Consider the following 22,020-nt stretch of genomic DNA (forward strand, 5'->3'; position numbering starts at 1 on the left):
AGAAAAAACATGGGGAATTCTGAAGAAAATAACAATTATAAAATTGCTGTTCCTTTAGAATTTCAAACTGTTTTTTCTCATTTTTATTTTGCAGAAAACAAAACCGATTCTCCGATAACGAAAACACTAATACCCAGTTTTCAGACGATACTGGTATTTACCTTTGGTACAAAAACCTCTTTAAAATCACAGCAAAACAATATCCTTGAAGCCGAAAAATGTCTTGTTTTAGGTCCCATAAAACAAGCCTTTGATTATACATTAGCATCAGGTTCTCAAATTCTGGTTGCCAATTTCAAAGAAGATGCTTTTTACAGATTCTTCGGGAAGGCCCTTGCAAAACATACCTTACCCGTACATCCGGATGACTTAATTTCCGACAATTGTTTTGCCGCTTTATGGGAAGAGTTGCAGCAAATTCCCGATACAAATGATCGTGTGGCTCATATATTAGCATTTTGTAAACCATACTTGAGAGAGCAAAATGCAATTGCGATGCTCTTAGCTGATTTTAAAGAACAAGCCTTAAATCCGATTAAAACAATTGCATCCAAAACCAATCAAACAGAACGGAATATTCAGCTCAATCAAAAAAAGGCTTTCGGGTATACCATCAAAGAAGCCAATCGTTACGAGCGTTTTCTAAAAGCCGTTGAGCACATTCAGAAAGATGTAGAGACTACTGGAAAAGTAGACTGGCTTGCTATTGTGGAAGCATGCAGCTATTACGATCAAAGTCAGCTCATTCATGATTTTAAGTATTATATGAATATTTCGCCTACCAAATTTCTGAAATTCCAGAGCGATATCTGTGGTTTTAAGACCCAATAATTTTTTTTAGCATTTCGGATTTCGTTTTCTTACAATTGGTATTCTTTCTTCCGATCTACATTTGTCATGTTCAATCTTAAAAACATAGAAAACATGAAAAACTTAATCATTTACGCACATCCAAATTCAGACAGTTTAAGCCATTTTTTTAAACAAACGATTATCGAAAGCCTTCAGGAATCAGGTCAGGAGGTTGAAATTCGCGATTTAAATAAGATCGATTTTAACCCCGTTCTTTCTTTAGAAGATATGAAGGGTCAAAGAATAGGAAAAGTAGCCGCAGAAGTGCAAAAAGAGCAGGATTTTATAACTTGGGCAGATCAGATCATTTTTGTTTATCCGATTTGGTGGACAGGAATGCCCGCAATAATGAAAGGCTATATTGACCGTGTTTTTAGTTATGGATTTGCATACCGATACGATCAGGGCGTTCAAAAAGGACTGTTTACAGGCAAGAAAGCCATCATTGTAAATTCGCATGGGAAATCAAAAGAAGAATATGAAGCCATTGGAATGGATAAGGCGCTGGCTTTAACTTCAGACACTGGGATTTTTACTTATTGTGGATTTGAAATTCAAGAGCATTTTTATTTTGATAAAGCCGATAAAGCTTCTTCGGAGAATACTACAGAATGGAGAAATCAGATTAAATCACTCTTAGTAAAAAGAACCACTTTTGCGTAATTTTTTTTACGGAACAATTGGAAAGAATAAATTTATTTGTTTGAAAATTAGCGCATTGTTTTTTTAGAGTAATCAAGCGACGAATGTTTATATTTAAAGAATCTTAAATTAAGTAGTTACATGAAAAAAGAAGATACAGAAACAATCTTTGCCGGTTTGAATCTTCCTGAAAAAGAACAACGCGAATTATACGGGATTTCTCAGTTTAAAAAAATAGAGAAAAACGAATACTTTATCGCCGAAGGTCAGGTGCCTCGTAAGCTGGCCTTTGTGGTTAAAGGACTGTTCAGATATGTTTATATCGATCAGAAAGGCAATGAATTTACCAAAGGGATTATTTCAGAAAACAGCTTTATAAGTTCCTATTCGGCTATGATTCATGGGAATCCGTCCTCCTTTTTTATTGAAGCTTTAGAAGAATCAGAAATTTTAGAAATAGAGTATCATAACTGGTTAGAGATTAAGGAAAAGAATCCGTTTTGGACCTTTTTTTTGTTGAAAGTAATTGAAGATGCATTTTGTGTTAAAGAAAAAAGAGAAAGAGAATTGTTACTGTTGGATGCAGAAAAACGATATGAAATTTTCATAGAAGAGTTTCCGCATTTAGAAAACCGCATTTCACAGCAAATTTTGGCTTCATACTTAGGAATCAAACCGGAATCGCTGAGTCGGATCAAAAAGAAACGTAAGACTTAACATAGGTCAATGCAAGACTGAAAAACGGCTGTTATTTTTGATTCCTAATCTTAAATTATAAGTTATGGAGATCTCAAATAGTACCATTGTTATCACGGGTGGAAGTTCGGGTATCGGGTTAGAAATGTGTAAGCGATTTATGGATAAAGGGAATATTGTAATTACCTGTTCAAGATCTTTAGATAAACTAAAAAAAGCGCAGCAACAACTGCCTGATTTGATTGTTTACCAATGTGATATTGCCGACGAAAAGCAATGCAACCATTTTGTCAAATGGATTCAAATTAACTATCCCAAAGTGAATGTTTTGATTAATAATGCCGCAATTTCTTCCAATATTAATTTTGCCAATGACGATTTTGTTTTAGAAAAGTTACAAGATGAAATGGCAACTAATTTAATAGCTCCGATTCGGTTAATCAAGTTGTTGTATCCCGCATTAATTAAGAACAATAGTGCGAAAATTATAAATATTACGACCGGTTTGGTTTACGTACCGAGGGTAAATTACACCTTTTATAACGCCTCAAAAGCAGCATTACATTCTTTTACACAAGTGCTACGGGAACAGCTTAAGAAGGAGAAAGTACAAATCATTGAAGTGTTATTTCCAGCTGTTGATACTCCTTGGCATAATGGGAACCCTCCTAAAATTGCAATTAGGGTAGAAAAAGCAGTGTCAGAAATGTTAAAAGCCATTAGTCAGGACAAACTTGAAATTCGAATAGCAAAAGTAAAATTACTTTATCTTCTTTCCAGAATTGCACCAAAATTAGCTTTCAAGAAAGTCAATAGTTTAAATTGATTTTTGTTGAAGTGTAGATTGTATTAATTTGTTATGGTTTGAAAATCTTTTACTTAGCGCAATTTTTAATAATAATTGGAGTTATTTGTTTTAGATATCCAAAAACAAATTAGTATTCTTAAAACCTAAAAAATCATGCAAAGTGTAATTACCGATCTCTCGCGATTTATGGAATTTAATGAAGCGGAAAGTAGTGCTTTTAGAAGTATACTTAAACTGAAAAAAGTTAAAAAAAATCAGCATCTTTTAATCGAAGGGGAGGTTTGTAATTTTGGCGTTTTTGTAGCAGAAGGTTGTATTCGCTATTATTATCTGGTTGATGGCGTAGAATCCACGGGGAATTTTTTCTTTGAGAATGATTGGTACTCCGATTTTGAAAGTTTTTTATACGGTAAACCCTCCAGAATAAATATTGAGGCCTTAGAAGATTGTGTATTTTATTTGGCCTATAAACATGATTTTGAAAAATTGGTTGCCGAATATCCGGTCTTTAATTCTTTTTTGCGTGTCATGATGGAAAGAACGATAAAAGGGCTAACAGGACGAAATATGATGATGTCATTATTGTCTAATGAAGAGCGTTACCTGAAGTTTATTAAATATTGTCCAAAAGTAATGGAAAGAGTTTCTTTAAAACACATTGCCAGTTATTTGGGAATAAAACCCGAGAGTTTAAGCCGAATCAGAACCCGATTAACGCTTAATAGTAAAATCTTAACTTAAGTCAATTTTTAAGAAATTTCGTCACTCTATTTTTGCTTTAGTAACTGTAAAGCAAAATAAAAATGAAACGCATATTCCTGATTATTTTTGGCCTTTTTGGCTTTATTTCCGAGGCTCAAACCGGAGCTGTAAAAGGAAAGGTAATTGACAAACAATCTGAAAAACCTTTAGTCGGCGTTCTTGTCACCCTAGTCGGAAATGAGAGTATCGAAGCCGTAACGGATAGTAACGGTAACTTTAAATTACTGAATATCCCTATTGGAAGACAGAATCTTACGATCAGTTTTACAGGTTATGAAAACACTTCTGTTTCTGATCTGGATGTAACTACCGGAAAAGACAATCTGCTGACCATCTCGATGATTGAAAAGTTCAATGCACTGGATGAAATTGTTGTTACTTCCGGATCCAGCAAAGCCAAAGCGATCAATAAAATGGCACTTGTTTCAACCAAACAATTTACCACCGAAGAAGTAAACCGATATGCCGGAGGAAGAAGTGATGTCGCGCGTTTGGTGTCTAATTTTGCTGGAGTATCTACCGGAGATGACAGTCGAAACGATATCGTAGTGCGTGGGAACTCTCCGTCGGGGATGTTGTGGAGGATAGAAGGGATGCCGGTTCCAAGTCCAAATCACTTTTCGACTTTGGGAACAACGGGAGGGCCTATTTCGGCATTAAATCCCAATCTTTTGGCTAATTCTGACTTTTTGACCTCGGCTTTTCCTGCTGAATACGGGAACGCAATAAGCGGCGTTTTTGACCTTAGTTTCCGAAAAGGAAATCCGGATGACTATGAATATATGATTAGTGCAGGTGCCTATCCCGGTGTGGAATTTATGGCAGAGGGACCGTTGGGCAAAAAAGGAGGTTCGTTTGTAGCAGCTGCAAGATATGGTTTTGTTGGGGTTTTAGGGCTGGCGGGAACAGATGCTCAACCTAATTATCGGGACATTAGTTTTAATGTAGATTTAGGGAAAAGTAAGATTGGAAACTTCTCTTTTTTTGGAATCTATGGCACTTCGGATATTAAATTTCTGGGAAGTAAAATTGATAAAGAAGACCCTTTCGCAGCGCAGGATGAAGATGCTTTTGTGAAGTCGAGATTTGCTTCTATAGGCGTAAAACATAATTTAGAGATTGGAACCCGATCTTATTTAAAGACAATTATCGGAGCTTCCAATGCTGAAAACTCCTACAGAAATGACCGTTATTATGGTTTTCAAACGCCAAACGAAACTAAATTATCTTTCACAGACATCAAAAATTCGGAAAACAGAATTACATTCTCAACCTTGTTCAATTCTAAAATAAATAAGAAAACAACATTCAGGGCAGGGTTGCTTTTTGAACATTACACACTTGATGCGAAAATGGCTTCGCGTGACAGACAGCAGGATTCAGATGGAGATGGTTATCCTGATTTTGTTCAGGTTGTCGATAATAATGGTAGTTATAATATTATGCAACCCTTTGCTCAGGGTCAGTTTCGATTGACTGAAAAACTGACTTTTAATGCGGGTGTTCATGGACAGTATTTTTCGATCAATAAAGAGTTTGTTTTGGAGCCCAGAACAGCCTTGTCTTATGCGGTAAATCCAAAAAACTCCATTAGTTTCGGTTTTGGTATACATCATCAAAGTGTACCGGTTCCTGTTTTGTTTTTGAATGAATTTAGAGATGGAAATCCGTTGCAGACCAATAAGAATTTAGATTTAGTAGAAAGCAAACATTATGTTTTAGGGTATGATGTTCGACTGGCTAAAAAATGGAGAGGAAAAGTAGAGGTATATTATCAGGATATTGACAAAGCGGCTGTACAATCCTTTCCAAGTAGTTATTCCTCCTTAACAGAAGGAGCGGATTTTGGTTATTCAATCGATAAAACTTCGCTGATCAGTAAAGGAAAAGGATACAATCAAGGAATAGAATTTACAGTCGAAAAGTTCTTTAGCGAGGGGTATTACGCCTTGTTTACAACGTCATTTTTTGAAAGTAAATACAAAGGAAGTGATGGTATAGATCGAAATTCGCCGTTTAATAATGGTTATGTAATTAATCTTCTGGGAGGAAAAGAATTTAGAATCGGAAAGGAGAAGAAAAATGTCTTTTCAATTGATACTAAGTTTACAACGGCAGGAGGACGTTATTATACCCCTGTAGATTTGGCAGCTTCAAATGATGCAGGTTATGAAATTAGGGATGATGCCAATGCCTTTAGTAAACAATACGATCCCTATTTGAGATTGGATATTAAGTTCGGAATTAAATTTAATAGTAAAAAGAAAAAGAGATTCCACCAGTTTTATATCGATTTTCAAAACGTAACCAATCACACCAACATTTTTACTAAAGAATACAATCGATTAACGAATAGTATCAATCAAAAAGACCAAATCGGATTTTCACCTGATTTCGGGTATAAATTTCAATTTTAAGAATCTTAAAAGGAGTATAAATAAGGAAGCAAAAGAGATGTTTTTTTGCTTCCTTTTGTTGTTTTGATTCAATATGGAATCTCGAAAAGTACTCGATTAATATCGCCTTTCAATATAAAAAATCTGTTTATATCAGCGTTTTTGCCATTGCAAACCCGTATAATCCGCGTCCAATTCTACACAATCTGTCGCGACTTAATTTCACACACGGATTAAAAAAGCTGCAAAATTCTTTTCAATAAAATTTAAACAAGCACTTATACTTTTACAATTTCTACCCTGCGGTTCTTTGCTTTATTCTCCTCACTGTTGTTATCCGTGACAGGCTTATCAGCTCCCCAACCTTTGGTTTGTAATCTTGTCGCATTTATTCCTTTAGAAGTTAATGCAGCTTTTACGGCATTTGCTCTGTCTTCAGAAAGTTTTTTATTGCGAGCGGCAATACCGCTGTTATCGGTATGCCCTTCAATAACGATCTTAAGACTAGGATTATTCGTCAGTAATTTTTGGATTTCATCAACAATCGGTAAGGATTCTGTTTTTATTGTGGCTTTATCCGTGTCGAAATTTATGTATAGCGCTATATGTCCTTTAGTATCAAGTTCGTTTTTTATAGCCTCTGCTTTGATAAGAGAAGCCGTCATTTTAAATGGTTTTGTTTCCAGAACCATCCATCCGGCAGAAACAGCATCATCACCGGGCGTAAGTTGTACCCAAATGTTTTTGTCGGCACGGCGAATCAGATAAGTTGTGGTAACGGCACTTGCCATAAAACCATAACCATTCATATATTTTACACGGTTATTATCCGGTACGGTATGAGAGGAGTCCACCGGTACTTTCATTTCAGATACTTTTACACCATCAACACTTTTAATTAACTCTTCCAGATTTCGTGCTACTTCAAGATCGCTGTATGATTTTCCTTCTTTAGCCTTAATTCGGGCATAGAAAATTTTCCCCTCCGGTTTTTCAAAATGGTCTTTTACCCAAAAATAGGCAACATCAAAGTCAGAAGTGTTATCTTTTGGATTGCCTTCATAATTTTCAGGCAGATTAAAATAAGGGAAAGCACCAAGAGGTTTGTCTGAAACAGGGATCGAATTAATGTCGAATTGATTAGCGGAAATTGCTGCAGCAGGTTTCTCAGCAGTTGGAGTCGATACCAGAGAATCTGTGGTATCGGTCAGATCATTCTGCTTTTTATTAGAATTGCATGCAAAGGTTATGCACGCAATTAGGACTAAGGTTAAGGTTTTGATTTTCATATTGGTTCGTTTTTTGAAAATCAAAGATAATAAAGTGAGGAGATTTTAACAAGAATACAGGTCTTGAAAATGTTGTTTTTTGATGTGTAATTGTTTAATAAAGTGGTGGTTATGGTTTTTGTGATTTGCTAGCTTTTTGTTTTTTGTAGGTCGTCTTACCGATGGTAGTGTTTTAGTGGTGCATATACCGTAATAGTATTGGAATCACCAGGGACCTATTTTTAGAACAACTCCAATTGATCCGGTAGTAATCTAAAAGACATGCGATGGTATTTGGTTGGGCCATATTTTTTAATGGCTTCGCGATGTTCTTTAGTAGGATAACCTTTGTTCTTTTTCCAATTGTACATCGGAAACTCTTCGTGAATTTGATTCATATATTCGTCACGATACGTTTTAGCTAAAACGGAGGCAGCGGCAATACTTAAGAATTTAGAATCTCCTTTTATTATACTTTGATTTGGAATTGACTTTAATAAGGCTATTTCAGTTTTGGAGAATTGTTTTCCGAAAGTATTTTTTAAACCCAGTTTTGCATTCAAAGCACGATTACCATCTACAATAATAAATTCCGGGGTCTGATTTAATTTTAAGATACATTCCTGCATGCCTTTCATGGAAGCGTTCAAAATGTTTATTTCATCAATCTCTTTCGGATGTAAGTGTGTTACAGAAAAGCAAATGGCCTCCAGTTCTATAATCGGTTTTAGTTTCTCTCTGACTTTTTCGGATAACTGTTTACTATCATTTAAAATGGAATTGCTAAAATCAACAGGCAGAATTACAGCAGCTGCAGTTACAGGACCAGCCAAACAACCTCTTCCAGCTTCGTCTGTACCAGTTTCAAAAGTAAATCCGGAGAAATTTTTTTCAAGCATTTTGATGTTTTTTTTCAACGACAAATATTGTAATTTTTTTTTATAGATTTTGTAAAATTACCGTTCGGATTTCGTAAAAATATACAAAATGTAAGTATTTGATTTTTAGTAACATATAGTTAAATGCTAGCGATATAGCGCCCTGTAGCATGTTTTTAAATTGTTAAGTTTTATTTTTTTATTAAATGAAATAATGTTAATATTTAGGGTAAAATCTTGTGAAAAGCACGTATAAATACCTCTTTTTGCGGTCAATATTGATGTATTGTTAATCATTGTGTATAAGTTTTGTTAAAAATGTTTTGCTATTTTAAGAAATAATTAAGATGTTTGCGCCATACTAATTCAAAACAAATTAAAATGAAATTAAAATTACAATGGATTTTTACGCTATTAGTAGCGTTGTCTATGCAGTTTTCTTTTGCACAAGAGCGAACTGTATCCGGAAAGGTGTCTGACCAAACAGGTGTCATTCCAGGAGTGAATGTTGTTGTTAAAGGAAGTAAGGTAAGTACTTATACTGATTTCGACGGAAGTTATTCAGTAAAAGCAAAAACAGGAGATGTTTTAGTTTTCTCATACGTAGGTTTGAGTAACAAGCAAGTGACTGTTGGAACTTCAAATACTTTAAACGTTAGTTTAGAGTCTGAGGCTCAAATAATGAATGAAGTAGTTGTTGTAGCTTACGGAAAAGTTAAGAAAAGCAGCTATACTGGATCTGTTTCTTCTGTAAAAGCAGAGCAGATTGAAGATAGAGCTTTAACGAACGTTTTATCTGGTTTAGATGGTGCTACATCTGGAGTTCAGATTCAAAGTTCAGCTGGTCAGCCAGGTTCAGCTCCTGCGGTACGAATCAGAGGATTTAGTTCTATCAATGGATCTAATACACCTTTATATATTGTTGATGGAGTTCCTTTTACAGGTGATATCAGTACTATTAATAGTGCAGATGTTGAAAGTATGAGTATCTTAAAAGATGCTGCATCTACTTCTTTATACGGATCAAAAGCAGCGAATGGGGTAATTATTATTACTACTAAAATTGGAAAATCTAAAAAAGATAAATTTACATTGAATATCAGTCAAGGTTTATCTACAAGATCAATTCCTGAGTATAGCAGAGTAAGTGCACAGCAATATTACCCATTAGAATGGGAAGCTATCAGAAACAGTAGAGCTATGGGAACTCCGGCTCAACTAGCTATTGCGAATCAATATGCAACTGACAATGTTACTCGTTTATTAGTTACAAATCCGTTTAACGTAGCCAACAATAAAGTTGTAGGTATTGATGGTAAATTAAATCCTGATGCGCAATTATTATATCCAGGTGATTTGGATTGGGAAAAAGCACTTTCAAGAGCTGGTGTAAGAAGAAATGTTGATTTCTCTTATCAAGGAAGAACAGATACTTCAAATTACTATGTGTCTTTAAGTAACTTGAATGAAGAAGGGAATATTGTAAATTCTGATTTCGAAAGAACTACAGCTCGTATTAATGTTACTTCAAAATTTAAAGAGTGGTTTAAAACAGGTGTGAACTTATCTGGAGCTATTACTGATTCTAATCAGGCTGTTAACGGAGTTGATAACACATCTTCATTCAATAACCCATTTAGAACGATCAGATATATGGGGCCAATTTACCCAATTTTTGATCATAATGCTGATGGTAGTTTTATGTTAGACGAGGAAGGTAATAAAATATACTCTACTTTAAGAGGTGCTCAAGCTTCAAACGGACGTAATATTGTTTATGAAACATTAAACAATAAAGATCGTGATCAGGCAATCTCTTTAAATGCAAGAGCTTTTGCTGAATTCAAAATCTCTAAAGATCTTAAGTTTACTACAAACTATGCAATTGATAAAAGATCATTAAATTCATCATCATATACAAATAGACTTATTGGTGATGCTGCAGGAGCAGGAGGAGCTACTAAAGAAAATACTGTTTTCACAGGGGTTACTTTTAATCAGATTTTTGATTATTCAAAATCTTTTGGTTTACATAATTTAACTGCAATGTTAGGTCACGAGAGTTTCGAGTATACGACTTCATTCGTAACAGGAACAAAAAGAGGACAAACGGTTAATGATAATACAGAATTGATTAACTTTGTAAGTGTTACTGATTTATCATCTTACAGCAGAGGTTATACTACTGAGTCTTATTTCTCTAGATTAGGATATGATTATGATGGTAGATATTTATTATCAGCATCATACCGTAGAGATGGTTCTTCTAAATTTTCTAAAGACAACCGTTGGGGAGATTTCTGGTCTTTTGGAGCAGCTTGGAATATTTCAAAAGAAAGTTTCTTAGTTAATAATTCTTGGATTAATGATTTAAGACTTAGAGGATCTTTTGGAGAAGTAGGTAATGATTCTCATACGGATAATACAGGTCTTAATTTTTATGTAAACCAACGTTTATACTCGTTAGGATTTGATAATATTACAGACGGAGGTTTTATTGCTAACTCTGTAGGTTCGCCAAATTTAAAATGGGAGAAAAATACTCAGGCAGATATCGCTGTTGAGTTCTCTACTTTTAAAAACAGATTTAGTGGTAGTGTTGAATACTATAACCGTAAAACAGATGGTCTTATTTTTGAAGTACCTTTGCCATTGTCACTTGGTTTAGATAATAAAGTTGAAAATATTGGATCTATGTACAATCACGGTATAGAGGTTTCATTAAACGGAACAATTATAAAAACTGCAGATTTTTCTTGGGATCTTAATGTAAATGCTTCAACAATTGATAATAAGATTACATCATTACCTCAAAAAGAAATTATCAGTGGATCAAAAAAATATTCAGTAGGTAGTTCAGCTTTTGATTATTGGTTAAGAGACTGGTATGGTGTAGATTCAGCAGACGGATATGCATTGTATGTTATAGATCCGAATTTAAGCACTGCAGGAGCTGCAGATGAGCGTGTTGTTAACGGAGTTAATGTAACAACAAACCAAAATAAAGCATTATATCACTATGCTGGTTCAGCATTACCTGACTTGTTTGGTAGCTTTAACAATACTTTCAAATACAAAGGATTTGAGTTAAGCATGTTGTTCACATACCAATTAGGTGGTAAAACATACGATACTAACTATGCTAGTTTAATGCACACTGGTAATCAATATGGATCAGCGTTAAGTACTGATATCTTAAACAGATGGCAGAAACCTGGAGATGTAACTGATGTTCCAAGATTAGACATCAACAGAAATACACAATCTTCTGCAGCTTCTGACAGATGGTTAATTGATTCTGATTACTTATCATTCAGACAAGCAAACTTAGCATACAACTTGCCTAAAAACTTAGTTGAGAAGTTAGGTGTTGATAATATGAGATTTTTCGTAAATGGAGAGAATTTAATGCTTTTTACTAAGAAAAAAGGAATGGATCCAACTCAGAATTTTAATGGTACAACTCAAAACAGATTTTCTCCGTCAAGAGTAATATCATTAGGACTTAACTTAAACTTTTAATTTTAAAAAAATATGAAAATTAATTTATCAAAATATATAATGGTAGCTTTTTCTGCGCTGCTGTTAGGATCATGTTCAAGTGATTTTTTAGATCAAAGCCCGACTCAGTTCGTAAATGAGGCCGATGCTTTGAAAGATACAGACGCTCTTTATGGTGCATTGAATGGTTTACACCGTTCTATGTATATCAGATATAATGACGATCAAGGGCAAATGGGTCTTGGTGGTATTATGCAGCAAATGGATGTTGCAGGAGAAGACTTGGTTTATCCAGCAACAAATGGTTGGTATTTATCAGTGTATAACTGGACTGCACAGGAAAGTGAAAATTCAGCTGAAATTAAATTTCCTTGGAGAACATTATATAGAGCGGTTAGAAATGCAAATGGAATCATAAATAGTGTTGCAGCAGCAAAGGGCGCACAAGAGGATAAGGATATTGTTGAAGGACAAGCCCTTTTATATAGAGCTTTTTGCCATTTCCAGTTGGTTCAAATTTATGCAAAACGATATGTTCCCGGAGCAGTTAACAGTCAGGATGGAGTGCCAGTTATATTAAATTCTAGTGATATTGTTGGAAGATCTTCTGTAGAAGATGTTTACAAAAGAATCCATGAGGATCTTGATAAAGCAGTGGTATTATTGAACGGTTACGGAAGACCAAATAATTCATATTTAGATGCATCTGTAGCTAATGGACTTAAAGCTCGTGTAAATTTAGTGCAAGGAAATTGGGCACTTGCTTCTGACTTTGCTGTTAAAGCAAGAGCTGGTAAAGTTTTGATGCCAAGAGAAGAATATGCTTTAGGATTTAATGATTATAAAAATAAAGAATGGATGTGGGGAAGTCATGTTATTGAACTTCAGACAGAATATTTTGGAAATTTTGGAGCGTATATGTCTCGTAATTTTGCCTCTACAGTAATCAGATCTTGCCCTAAAGCAATTAACAGTAAGTTATATGATCAGATTCCAACAACAGACATACGTTCAGCTTTATTTGATAAAACTGGACAGCATACTGCTCTAAAGTTGTCAAGTGCTTTTGTTAAATTTCCATATACAAGCCAGAAGTTCTTAGCGGTAAGCGATTCTGATAGTAGATGTGATATTCCTTACATGCGTGTTGCTGAAATGTATTTAATTGAAGCTGAAGCAAAAGCAAAATTAGGTCAGCCAGGTGCAGCACAGATTTTATATGATCTTGTAGTAAAAAGAGATCCATCTTATGTGTTGTCTACAAATACAGGACAAGCTTTAGTTGATGAAATTTGGTTCCAAAGAAGAATTGAATTATGGGGAGAAGGATTTAGATTCTTTGACTTAAAAAGAACTAATTCTGCTTTAGATAGAACTGGAGCAAATCATAACTCAACGTTTACAGGTGGTGTTTTATCTGTTCCTGCAACTGATAAAAGATGGCAATGGCTTATCCCTCGTGATGAGATAAATGCTAACCCATTAGTAAAACAAAATCAACTATAATCAATTTTTATAGATTATATAAAGAACTGCCCAATTAAGTTTGGGCAGTTTTTTTTTGCCCAAAACTCAACTGTAAAATTCTTTAGGTTTTAGTATGAAAATAAAACGTTTAAATTTTAGTTTATAAAGTCTGACAGAGTGAGTTTTGTTTTTTTTACCTGATTAATTTGAATATTTGCAGTTTCAATGATTTTATATCCTATCCGTTTGGAATTTGGAATTTAAAAGTTTGGAATTTCTTTCGTGCTATTAGCTAATGTATTGCTATAATTTCAAGTGTTTTTTTATTTATACGGTTTAATCTTTTACCTTTGCTCCACAAATTTTTGCTTAAATAATTATTTATAAAGTTATCAAATGAGAATATTCTTTTTTCTATATCTAGCGGTAGTGCCAGCAGTGTTGTTTTCTCAGACCAAGCCTATTGCTAAAGACAATTTGGATATGAATACAAAATATTCAAGTATTACAGATACCGTAAAAAAGAAAAAAGCCAAGATCGCGACTATAGATCAATATCAGATTATCACGATTGAGCATGATACAACTTATGCCGATACTTCCTTAACGTTGAAAAACGCGTACAAGCATAATTACCTCAGAAAAGATAATTTTGGACTTTTGGCATTTTCTAATATTGGACAGACTTATAATACGTTGCAATACAGTTTGACAGATTTTTCACCCTATCCGGAATTTGGTTTTAAAGGGAAACATTTTAATTTTTTAGAGGCCAACCAAATTAAGTATTATTCAGTAGCAACACCTTTGACAGAATTATTTTTTAATAGCACTATTAATAAAGGTCAGAATGTAGATTCATTTATCACACTAAACACTTCAAAAAATCTTAATTTCTCTATTGCATATAGAGGATTGCGTTCAGAAGGAAAGTACATAAATCAGTTGGCAAGTACAGGAAATTTCAGGTTTACAACCAGTTATTTTACAACCGATAAAAGATATGTTTTAAATGCGCATTATACCTATCAGGATATTTTGAATGAAGAAAATGGTGGAATAACAACTCCTGCAGATTTTGAAAGTGGCGATCAAAATTTTAAGAACCGCCAAAGATTGCAGGTTTACTTACTTGATGCGGAATCTTTTTTGAAAGGAAAACGATTGTTTTTTGATCACGCTTTTAGGATTAACCCGAAAGAAGGAAATAATAATGCCTATCTGACACATCAATTTAATTACGAAAACAAATTTTACGAATACAATCAGGCTACTGTTACTTCTACTGTTGATAATAAGCCTGTAAATAGATTTGGAGATTCTTATGTAACCAGTGGTATAAAAGACCAGACCCGTTTTGAGAAATTGTACAATAAGGTTGGCCTTACCTATGAGAATTCGCTTTTAGGAAAGTTTAATTTTTTTATTGACGACTACAGATCGAATTACGAATACAACAGAGTGATACTTGATAACAGTGGAGTTGTTGCAATTCCAAACAATCTTTACAGACAGATCAATAATGTTGGAGGACAGTACGAATATCAGAAAAACAAATGGAACGGTCGTTTTTTATATTCCAGATCAATCACCAATCAGTCGCTTTCTGATTTAGATGCCAAATTAAGATATGACTTAAATGAAAAGATCAAATTTGATTTCAGGTATCAGAATATTAATAAATTGCCTAATAATAATTACGACCTGTACCAAAGTAGTTTTATAAAATACAACTGGTCTAATAATTTTAAAAACGAAAAAATAAATTCGCTTAGCGCTAATGTTTTTACACCATGGTTAAATGCCGAGGTTCAATATTCAGTTCTAAAAGATCATTTGTATTTTAAAGATGAGTCCAATGCTGTTGAGATTGCCGCTCAAACTCAGATAGTGAGACCGTATCAGTACGGTAATGCAATTAATTATTTGTCTGTAAAAGCAAGTCGTGAGTTTAAATTTGGACCGTTTGCTTTAGACAATACATTATTATATCAAAAAGTTGAACAATCGGATTTAATTTTAAATGTACCTGATTTTGTAACCAGAAATACATTTTACTATTCAGGTTATTTTTTCAAGAAAGCATTATTTATGCAAAGCGGAATTACATTTAATTATTTTACTGAATATTTCGGTAATAGCTATAATCCTGTTATCGGTGAATTTTTTGTTCAACAAAATAAGAAGATTGGAAACTATGCCAACTTTGATTTTTTTGTGAACGCCAGAATTCGTCAGACGCGATTTTATTTTAAAGTAGAACACTTTAATGCTGCTTTTTCTCAGAGTAACTATTATTCAGCTCCTAATAATCCATATCGTGATTTAGCGATTCGATTTGGTTTAGTTTGGAATTTCTTCCAATAGAATTTTAGACTCTTTATTAATTTTAAAACCAAATATTAAATTTAAATAAAATGGACTTTTCAAAAAATATTTTAGAGACAATTGGTAATACACCATTGGTAAAACTCAACAAAATTGTTGCTGAAATTGATGCGTTAGTATTGGCAAAAGTCGAAACTTTTAATCCGGGGAATTCTGTAAAAGACAGAATGGCCGTAAAGATGATTGAAGATGCTGAGGCCGATGGTCGCCTAAAACCAGGAGGAACTATTATTGAAGGAACTTCCGGAAATACCGGAATGGGACTTGCTCTTGTAGCAATTATTAAAGGTTACAAATTAATCTGCGTGATCTCTGACAAACAGTCAAAAGAGAAAATGGATATTCTTCGTGCTGTTGGAGCAAAAGTAGTAGTTTGTCCTACAGACGTAGAACCTACGGACCCACGTTCTTATTACTCGGTTTCAAAGCGTTTAGCAGAAGAAACTCCTAATTCCTGGTATGTAAATCAATACGATAATATGTCAAATTCTTTGGCGCATTATGAACAAACCGGACCTGAAATCTGGAAACAAACCGATGGTAAAATCACGCATTTTGTGGTTGGAGTAGGAACGGGTGGTACCATTTCAGGAGTGGGTAAATTTTTGAAAGAGAAAAATCCGAACATCAAAATTTGGGGAATTGATACCTATGGTTCTGTTTTTAAAAAATACCACGAAACCGGTATCTTTGATGAAAACGAAATCTACTCTTATATCACAGAAGGAATCGGTGAAGATATTTTGCCTAAAAATGTTGATTTTTCTCTAATCGACGGATTCACTAAAGTAACAGATAAAGACGCAGCTGTTTATACCAGAAAAATTGCTCTTGAAGAAGCTATTTTTGTCGGGAATTCTGCTGGAGCTTGTATAAAAGGATTGTTACAGCTTAAAGAACACTTTAAGCCGGATGATGTAGTTGTGGTACTTTTTCATGATTCAGGAAGTCGTTACGTGGGGAAAATGTTTAACGACGACTGGATGCGTGAACGCGGATTCTTAGAAGAAAATATAACAAAAGCAGAAGATGTAATCAAAGATCATATTGACAAACAATTAATTGTTGTTCGTACAGAAGAATTGGTTTCACATGCGATTGAGCGTATGCGTAAGTACAAAATTTCGCAAATTCCAGTTGTAGATATTAATGGTTTTGTTGGTTCTGTTGATGAAACAGATTTGTTCAGAAGTTATGTGGCAGACAAAAATGTAGCCGAAAAACCAATAAAAGAAGTAATGGGGAAACCGTTCCCGATTGTAAAATTAGGAACTCCAATTGAAGAAGTTTCACGATTATTTACCAAAGAAAACGATGCTGTTTTAGTGGATTTAGGAAATGGCAATCACCATATTATTACCAAATACGATATTATTGGGTCTATAAAATAATAACCTAGTTCGTAACTTTGTAATCCATAGATCTAATTTGTAAAGATTAGATTTATGGATTTTTTTTAGTTTTAAAATAAAATGAATATGAATTTTACTGCCATAGATTTTGAAACGGCAACTGCTTACCATCCTTGTTCTGTTGGAATCGTAACGGTACAAAACGGGATAATTGTAGACGAGTTTGTCACTTTGATAAAACCGCCCAATAATGAATACAATCCGTTCACCATTCGTGTACATGGAATTTACCCGCGAGATACTGTAAATGCTAAATCATTTTTGCAAGTCTATCCGGAAATCGAAAAAAGATTAAAAAATAGAGTAGTGGTAGCGCATAATGAAAGTTTCGATCGTAATGTTTTATTTAAATCAATGGCGCTTTATGGCTTAGATTATGAAGAGCTCAATATTGCCCCACGTTGGGAATGCACAGTGAAAATATATAAAGCAAAAGGAATAAAGCCGACGAAATTAAGTGATTGTTGCCGGGAAATGAACATTCAGCTGAGTCATCACGAAGCACTTTCTGATGCACGGGCCTGTGCTAAATTATATCTGTTGAAATAATTTAAATTATTTTGTAAGATTAATACTAATTTTTATTTATTTTTAGGCTTGTTTATGAATTAATATAAAGCCCTAAAAATGAAAGAAGAATTTCTTCATTACCTGTGGAAGTTTAAGAAATTTGAAACCTTAAATTTAAAGACGACTCAAAATGAGCCTGTAACAATTATTAAGTCAGGAGACTATTTGGGGCTTTCGGGGCCTGATTTTTTTAATGCTCAAATTATAATTGGAAAGCAAAAATGGGCTGGGAATGTCGAAATTCATCTAAAATCATCCGATTGGTATGTGCACGGTCATGAAAGCGATATTGCTTATGAAAATGTAATTTTACATGTAGTTTGGGAGCACGATACTGCAATATTTCGGGTAGATAATACTGAAATTTCTGTTTTGGTATTAAAGGATTATGTTTCGTCAGAAATACTAAATAATTATGAGCTCTTAACTAAACCAAAGTCATGGATTCCCTGTGAAAGGGAAATTGCTCGGATTGATGAATTTGTTTTTAAAAATTGGCTGGAACGTGTTTTTTTTGAACGATTAGAACGCAAATCGGAACTTGTTTTTAGTTTGTTGAAGGAAAAAAATCAGGATTGGGAAGCCGTTCTATTCTGTTTACTGGCTAAAAATTTTGGTTTGAATATAAATGGAGATTCTTTCTTTCAAATCGCCAGCTCAATTCCGTTTTCAATTGTCAGAAAAGAAGGTTTCGAAACAGAAAATCTGGAAGCTTTGTTTTTTGGAATTTCGGGTTTACTGGATACGGAGAAAGAAGATCTTTATTTTGCCGATTTAGAAATCAGATACTTTTATCTTATTAGTAAATACCAGTTACCGAAAGTGTACATTGATCCACTTCAGTTTTTTAAACTTCGTCCGGATAATTTTCCGACCATTCGACTTTCGCAACTAGCGGCCTTATATAAAAAACATCAAAACTTATTCACTGCAATAATTGAAGTAAAATCGATCAAAAAGGTGTATGAATTGTTTGCTGTTTCTTCTACTTTGTACTGGCAGAATCATTACCAGTTCGATAAAGAAAGTCCTAAAAAAGTAAAAACGCTATCGAAATCATTCATAGATTTAATAATTCTAAATACAATAATTCCGCTGCAATTTGCTTACGCAGAAAAGAGAGGAGAATTTATTTCAGAAGATTTAATTGATTTTATGAAGGAGGTTGCTCCCGAGAAAAATTCGATTATTGATAAGTTTGAATCCTTCGGAGTAGTATCAAACAGCGCTTTTGATACACAAGCACTCTTGCAACTAAAAAAAGAATACTGCAATCTAAACGCCTGTTTAAAATGCGCAATCGGAATAGAATTATTAAAAGGCAATTAGAAAACAGGTTCGTTATATATTTTTGTACTTTTGTCCAAAGTTTAGAATCTAAGTTTTAAAATCTGAAGTTTAGAATCTAAAATCTAAAGTCATCAATCTAAAATCAAAAATCAACCCATGTCAGCAATAGTAAAACTCAAATTCTTTTTTGAAAAATATGGTTTTCATGTCTCTTCAAGATTGGCAGATAAATTGGGTATGCGGGTAACTAGCGTACGGTTATTTTTTATTTATATTTCATTTGTGACTGTAGGCTTGGGTTTTGGAGTTTATTTAACTCTGGCTTTCTGGATAAGACTAAAAGATTTAATTAGAGCAAAACGAACTTCCGTTTTTGATTTATAATCATAAAAAAACTCCAAATTAAATTTGGAGTTTTTTTATGAAATAGTATGCTGAAAACTATTCTGTTTTATTCAGTTTTGATCTTTTCTTGCTATAGCCAAAATAAACTAATATGCCAATAGCCAACCATCCTAGTGAAAGTAATTGAGCATCTATACTTAAGTTAATCATTAAGTAAGTATTGATTGAAATACCAAGAACTGCAATTACAGGTAAAGCTGGTACTTTAAAAGTTCTGGTTAATTGAGGTTGTTTAACTCTCAAAATCCAAACTGCAATACAAACCATTGTAAAGGCAAATAGAGTACCGAAGCTAGTCATATCCGCTAATTTGTTGATTGGTGTAAAAGCAGCAACAATTGCAATAATACCACCCAAGATCATTAAGTTGGTTTTTGGTGTTCCTGAAATTGGATTAACTTTAGAGAACACAGAAGGAATTAAGCCATCTTTAGACATTCCAAGGAAAATTCTTGATTGTCCCATGATCATTACCATTAATACAGAAACTAAACCAACAGTTGCAGCAATAGTAATTATTAAACCTGCCCAACCTTGTCCTGCAATATCAAATGCATAAGCAACCGGTGCTTTTATAGCCTCAGGATATTTTCCTAGTGGGTTAAAATCTTTATAGTTCATCATTCCTGTTAGTACTAAAGAAACAAGAATATATAAGGTAGTACAAATTAATAACGAAGCAATAATGGCAAATGGAACGTCCTTTTTAGGATTAATAGCCTCACCAGCTTGAGTAGAAACAGCATCAAAACCTACATAAGCAAAGAAAATTGCTGCAGCTCCGGACACAATTCCGCCAATTCCGTAAGCGTTATGTGTAGTTTCTTTTTCAATAATTTGAGTTGCTGCCGGAATAAATGGATGCCAGTTAGCAGTATTGATGAAGAAAAGTCCCGCAATAATTACAAATATTACAGCAGAAACTTTAAGAATTACAATCATATTGTTAGCTTTTGCTGCACTTTTTGTTCCTTTAATAAGGATTGAAATAACAAAAAGAACGATACAGAAAGCAGGTAGATTCATAGAGAAACCTTCTCCTGTATAACTGCTGGGATCTGTTGTAAGCCATTCAGGGAGGTGAATATGAAACATTTTGAGTAATTTATTAAAGTAGCCCGACCAGGAAACGGCGACCGTCATAGATCCCATGGCATACTCGAGGATAAGCCCCCAACCGATAATCCAGGCGAAAATTTCTCCAATTGTACCATAGGCATAGGCATAAGCAGAGCCTTCAACAGGTAAAATAGAAGCGAACTCAGAATAACAAAGAGCTGCAAAAACACAGGCAATACCTGCAATAATGAAGGAAACGGCTAGTGCTGGTCCTGCATGGTAGTAAGCTCCGGTACCGGTAAGAACAAATATTCCTCCACCAATAATGGCTCCAACTCCAATGGCAGTAAGGCTCCATTTTCCTAAAACCCTTTTTAAATCACTTTTCTTCATATCAGCTTCAAAAGCCGATATTGGTTTAACTCGCATAATTGACATACTATAATCGTGGTTTATTGTTATTAAGTTCCAAATGTATCGTTTTTTATAAAAAATAAAAACAATTATGTAATATTAAGTGACAAAATCTTCACTATTTATATAAATCGCACTTAAAGTATCCGTTAATGCTTGAAATCATTAATTAATTCTATGAAGGCATTTAAGCTGAAAAAAGACCTTAAATTAAATTTGTAAGATTTTTCTTTTAAAATTAAACATTTTTAATTAATTTAGGCTTATAATAAAGTGTAAAGTTTTAGGTGAATAGGAGTTTTATGACGTTAGTAAGGTATTTTAAGTTTACAAATCAGCAACGAACCGGAATTATTTTGCTTTTTGGAGTAATAATAGTGTTGCAAATGATTTACTTTTTGGTAAACTTCACGGAACTCGAAAAAAAAGTTCCCGAAAAAGAACAGTGGATGTCTTTGCAGGCTGAAATTGATTCCTTAAAAATAGAGAAATACAAGAACAAGCGACAAGTCTATTTGTTCAATCCTAATTATATGTCAGATTACAAAGGGTATAAATTGGGCATGTCTGTTCAGGAGATTGACAGGTTGATGGCTTTTCGTAAAGAAAACCGCTATGTAAATTCGGCTGAAGAATTTCAGCAGATCACAAAAATTTCAGATTCGTTATTAAATGTCATTTCGCCTCTTTTTAAATTTCCGGAATGGACGAGCAATAAAAAAAGAGTTGTTGGGAATAAAATGGACTTTAATAAAAGTGAAAAATATGGTAATTCAACCTTTGTAAAAAAAGTGAAGAGTGCTGTGATGGATCTTAATTTAGCGACTCAGGAAGATTTGATTAAAATTTATGGAGTTGGTGATGCATTATCCTTACGAATACTCAAACAGAAGGAAATCTTGGGCGGATTTGTTTCAATGGAACAATTAAAGGAAGTTTGGGGACTTTCACCCGAAGTGATTAATGAATTGAATGTACATTTTAAGATTTTCGAAATCCCGAAGCTTAAAAAGATTGCAATAAACAAGGTCTCTTTAAAAGAATTATCCCAGTTTCCTTATTTTAAATATGCATTAGCAAAACAAGTCATTACCTATAGGAGTATGAATGGAGATTTTAAGAATATTGAGGATTTAGCAAAAATTAACGGTTTTCCTGTTGAAAAAGCAAAAATAATTAGTTTATATTTGGAGTTCTAAAATTAAACTGACC

At 33.8% G+C, this 22,020-nt stretch carries 17 protein-coding genes; 14 read left to right on the forward strand and 3 right to left on the reverse strand.

The annotated features are described in order from the left end of the window. The first annotated feature begins 9 nt into the window (after window positions 1-9). The 6 genes from ACHRV5_RS20430 to ACHRV5_RS20455 all read left to right on the forward strand — a co-directional run bounded on the left by ACHRV5_RS20430 (window position 10) and on the right by ACHRV5_RS20455 (window position 6,177). Window positions 10-831, forward strand: coding sequence for a DUF6597 domain-containing transcriptional factor (locus ACHRV5_RS20430; protein WP_395427980.1), 822 nt, complete (start codon window positions 10-12; stop codon window positions 829-831). 93 nt (window positions 832-924) lie between these two features. Then, window positions 925-1,515, forward strand: coding sequence for an NAD(P)H-dependent oxidoreductase (locus tag ACHRV5_RS20435; protein ID WP_395427981.1), 591 nt, complete (start codon window positions 925-927; stop codon window positions 1,513-1,515). A 120-nt stretch (window positions 1,516-1,635) separates the two neighbouring features. Then, complete coding sequence (locus tag ACHRV5_RS20440; RefSeq protein ID WP_395427983.1) at window positions 1,636-2,211, forward strand: Crp/Fnr family transcriptional regulator; 576 nt, start codon at window positions 1,636-1,638, stop codon at window positions 2,209-2,211. A gap of 64 nt (window positions 2,212-2,275) precedes the next feature. Continuing rightward, window positions 2,276-3,016 carry an SDR family oxidoreductase gene (locus tag ACHRV5_RS20445; protein ID WP_395427984.1) on the forward strand — a complete coding sequence of 247 codons (741 nt, stop codon included), beginning with the start codon at window positions 2,276-2,278 and terminating at the stop codon, window positions 3,014-3,016. Between the two features lie 135 nt (window positions 3,017-3,151). Continuing rightward, the gene (locus ACHRV5_RS20450) at window positions 3,152-3,739 is read left to right on the forward strand and encodes a Crp/Fnr family transcriptional regulator (RefSeq protein WP_395427986.1); all 588 of its coding nucleotides are present in this window, start codon (window positions 3,152-3,154) and stop codon (window positions 3,737-3,739) included. 62 nt (window positions 3,740-3,801) lie between these two features. After that, a complete protein-coding gene (locus ACHRV5_RS20455; protein ID WP_395427987.1) occupies window positions 3,802-6,177 on the forward strand; it encodes a carboxypeptidase-like regulatory domain-containing protein in 2,376 nt (791 codons plus the stop codon). A gap of 257 nt (window positions 6,178-6,434) precedes the next feature. Here the strand turns inward: ACHRV5_RS20455 and ACHRV5_RS20460 are convergent, their stop codons facing one another. Together ACHRV5_RS20460 and ACHRV5_RS20465 are read right to left on the reverse strand one after the other, a co-directional pair. After that, window positions 6,435-7,445 (reverse strand): OmpA family protein, encoded by a 1,011-nt coding sequence (locus tag ACHRV5_RS20460; protein ID WP_395427988.1) that lies wholly within the window; start codon window positions 7,443-7,445, stop codon window positions 6,435-6,437. Window positions 7,446-7,666: 221 nt separating this feature from the next. Further along, window positions 7,667-8,323, reverse strand: a complete 657-nt coding sequence (locus tag ACHRV5_RS20465) for a ribonuclease HII (RefSeq protein ID WP_395427989.1) — start codon at window positions 8,321-8,323, stop codon at window positions 7,667-7,669. 360 nt (window positions 8,324-8,683) lie between these two features. Here ACHRV5_RS20465 and ACHRV5_RS20470 point away from each other — a divergent pair, with 360 nt between their 5' ends. The 7 genes from ACHRV5_RS20470 (at window position 8,684) to ACHRV5_RS20500 (ending at window position 19,314) form a co-directional block, all read left to right on the forward strand. Continuing rightward, window positions 8,684-11,824 carry a SusC/RagA family TonB-linked outer membrane protein gene (locus ACHRV5_RS20470; protein WP_395427990.1) on the forward strand — a complete coding sequence of 1,047 codons (3,141 nt, stop codon included), beginning with the start codon at window positions 8,684-8,686 and terminating at the stop codon, window positions 11,822-11,824. 12 nt (window positions 11,825-11,836) lie between these two features. Next, window positions 11,837-13,309, forward strand: coding sequence for a RagB/SusD family nutrient uptake outer membrane protein (locus tag ACHRV5_RS20475; RefSeq protein ID WP_395427992.1), 1,473 nt, complete (start codon window positions 11,837-11,839; stop codon window positions 13,307-13,309). Window positions 13,310-13,666: 357 nt separating this feature from the next. Beyond that, entirely contained in the window at window positions 13,667-15,637 is a 1,971-nt protein-coding gene (locus ACHRV5_RS20480) for a putative porin (RefSeq protein ID WP_395427993.1), read from the forward strand. Window positions 15,638-15,687: 50 nt separating this feature from the next. After that, window positions 15,688-17,049: a pyridoxal-phosphate dependent enzyme gene (locus tag ACHRV5_RS20485; RefSeq protein ID WP_047777929.1), complete on the forward strand. Its 1,362-nt coding sequence runs from the start codon at window positions 15,688-15,690 to the stop codon at window positions 17,047-17,049. Window positions 17,050-17,136: 87 nt separating this feature from the next. Further along, window positions 17,137-17,619: a 3'-5' exonuclease gene (locus tag ACHRV5_RS20490; RefSeq protein WP_047777927.1), complete on the forward strand. Its 483-nt coding sequence runs from the start codon at window positions 17,137-17,139 to the stop codon at window positions 17,617-17,619. Window positions 17,620-17,697: 78 nt separating this feature from the next. Further along, window positions 17,698-18,969: a DUF2851 family protein gene (locus ACHRV5_RS20495; protein ID WP_395427994.1), complete on the forward strand. Its 1,272-nt coding sequence runs from the start codon at window positions 17,698-17,700 to the stop codon at window positions 18,967-18,969. 117 nt (window positions 18,970-19,086) lie between these two features. Further along, the gene (locus tag ACHRV5_RS20500; protein WP_047777924.1) at window positions 19,087-19,314 is read left to right on the forward strand and encodes a PspC family transcriptional regulator; all 228 of its coding nucleotides are present in this window, start codon (window positions 19,087-19,089) and stop codon (window positions 19,312-19,314) included. Window positions 19,315-19,371: 57 nt separating this feature from the next. Here the strand turns inward: ACHRV5_RS20500 and ACHRV5_RS20505 are convergent, their stop codons facing one another. Beyond that, window positions 19,372-20,832, reverse strand: coding sequence for an APC family permease (locus ACHRV5_RS20505; RefSeq protein WP_047777922.1), 1,461 nt, complete (start codon window positions 20,830-20,832; stop codon window positions 19,372-19,374). 278 nt (window positions 20,833-21,110) lie between these two features. Here ACHRV5_RS20505 and ACHRV5_RS20510 point away from each other — a divergent pair, with 278 nt between their 5' ends. Next, window positions 21,111-22,007 (forward strand): ComEA family DNA-binding protein, encoded by an 897-nt coding sequence (locus tag ACHRV5_RS20510; RefSeq protein WP_395427995.1) that lies wholly within the window; start codon window positions 21,111-21,113, stop codon window positions 22,005-22,007. Window positions 22,008-22,020: the final 13 nt, after the last annotated feature.

This window comes from Flavobacterium sp. FlaQc-52, assembly GCF_044007495.1.
In the GTDB taxonomy this organism is placed as follows: domain Bacteria; phylum Bacteroidota; class Bacteroidia; order Flavobacteriales; family Flavobacteriaceae; genus Flavobacterium; species Flavobacterium cupriresistens.

Bases quoted from the DNA above. Each gene is read 5' to 3' on its own strand.
- ACHRV5_RS20430 (WP_395427980.1), top strand. From the start codon at position 10: ATGGGGAATTCTGAAGAAAATAACAATTATAAAATTGCTGTTCCTTTA.
- ACHRV5_RS20435 (WP_395427981.1), top strand. From the start codon at position 925: ATGAAAAACTTAATCATTTACGCACATCCAAATTCAGACAGTTTAAGC.
- ACHRV5_RS20440 (WP_395427983.1), top strand. From the start codon at position 1,636: ATGAAAAAAGAAGATACAGAAACAATCTTTGCCGGTTTGAATCTTCCT.
- ACHRV5_RS20445 (WP_395427984.1), top strand. From the start codon at position 2,276: ATGGAGATCTCAAATAGTACCATTGTTATCACGGGTGGAAGTTCGGGT.
- ACHRV5_RS20450 (WP_395427986.1), top strand. From the start codon at position 3,152: ATGCAAAGTGTAATTACCGATCTCTCGCGATTTATGGAATTTAATGAA.
- ACHRV5_RS20455 (WP_395427987.1), top strand. From the start codon at position 3,802: ATGAAACGCATATTCCTGATTATTTTTGGCCTTTTTGGCTTTATTTCC.
- ACHRV5_RS20460 (WP_395427988.1), bottom strand. From the start codon at position 7,445: ATGAAAATCAAAACCTTAACCTTAGTCCTAATTGCGTGCATAACCTTT.
- ACHRV5_RS20465 (WP_395427989.1), bottom strand. From the start codon at position 8,323: ATGCTTGAAAAAAATTTCTCCGGATTTACTTTTGAAACTGGTACAGAC.
- ACHRV5_RS20470 (WP_395427990.1), top strand. From the start codon at position 8,684: ATGAAATTAAAATTACAATGGATTTTTACGCTATTAGTAGCGTTGTCT.
- ACHRV5_RS20475 (WP_395427992.1), top strand. From the start codon at position 11,837: ATGAAAATTAATTTATCAAAATATATAATGGTAGCTTTTTCTGCGCTG.
- ACHRV5_RS20480 (WP_395427993.1), top strand. From the start codon at position 13,667: ATGAGAATATTCTTTTTTCTATATCTAGCGGTAGTGCCAGCAGTGTTG.
- ACHRV5_RS20485 (WP_047777929.1), top strand. From the start codon at position 15,688: ATGGACTTTTCAAAAAATATTTTAGAGACAATTGGTAATACACCATTG.
- ACHRV5_RS20490 (WP_047777927.1), top strand. From the start codon at position 17,137: ATGAATTTTACTGCCATAGATTTTGAAACGGCAACTGCTTACCATCCT.
- ACHRV5_RS20495 (WP_395427994.1), top strand. From the start codon at position 17,698: ATGAAAGAAGAATTTCTTCATTACCTGTGGAAGTTTAAGAAATTTGAA.
- ACHRV5_RS20500 (WP_047777924.1), top strand. From the start codon at position 19,087: ATGTCAGCAATAGTAAAACTCAAATTCTTTTTTGAAAAATATGGTTTT.
- ACHRV5_RS20505 (WP_047777922.1), bottom strand. From the start codon at position 20,832: ATGTCAATTATGCGAGTTAAACCAATATCGGCTTTTGAAGCTGATATG.
- ACHRV5_RS20510 (WP_395427995.1), top strand. From the start codon at position 21,111: ATGACGTTAGTAAGGTATTTTAAGTTTACAAATCAGCAACGAACCGGA.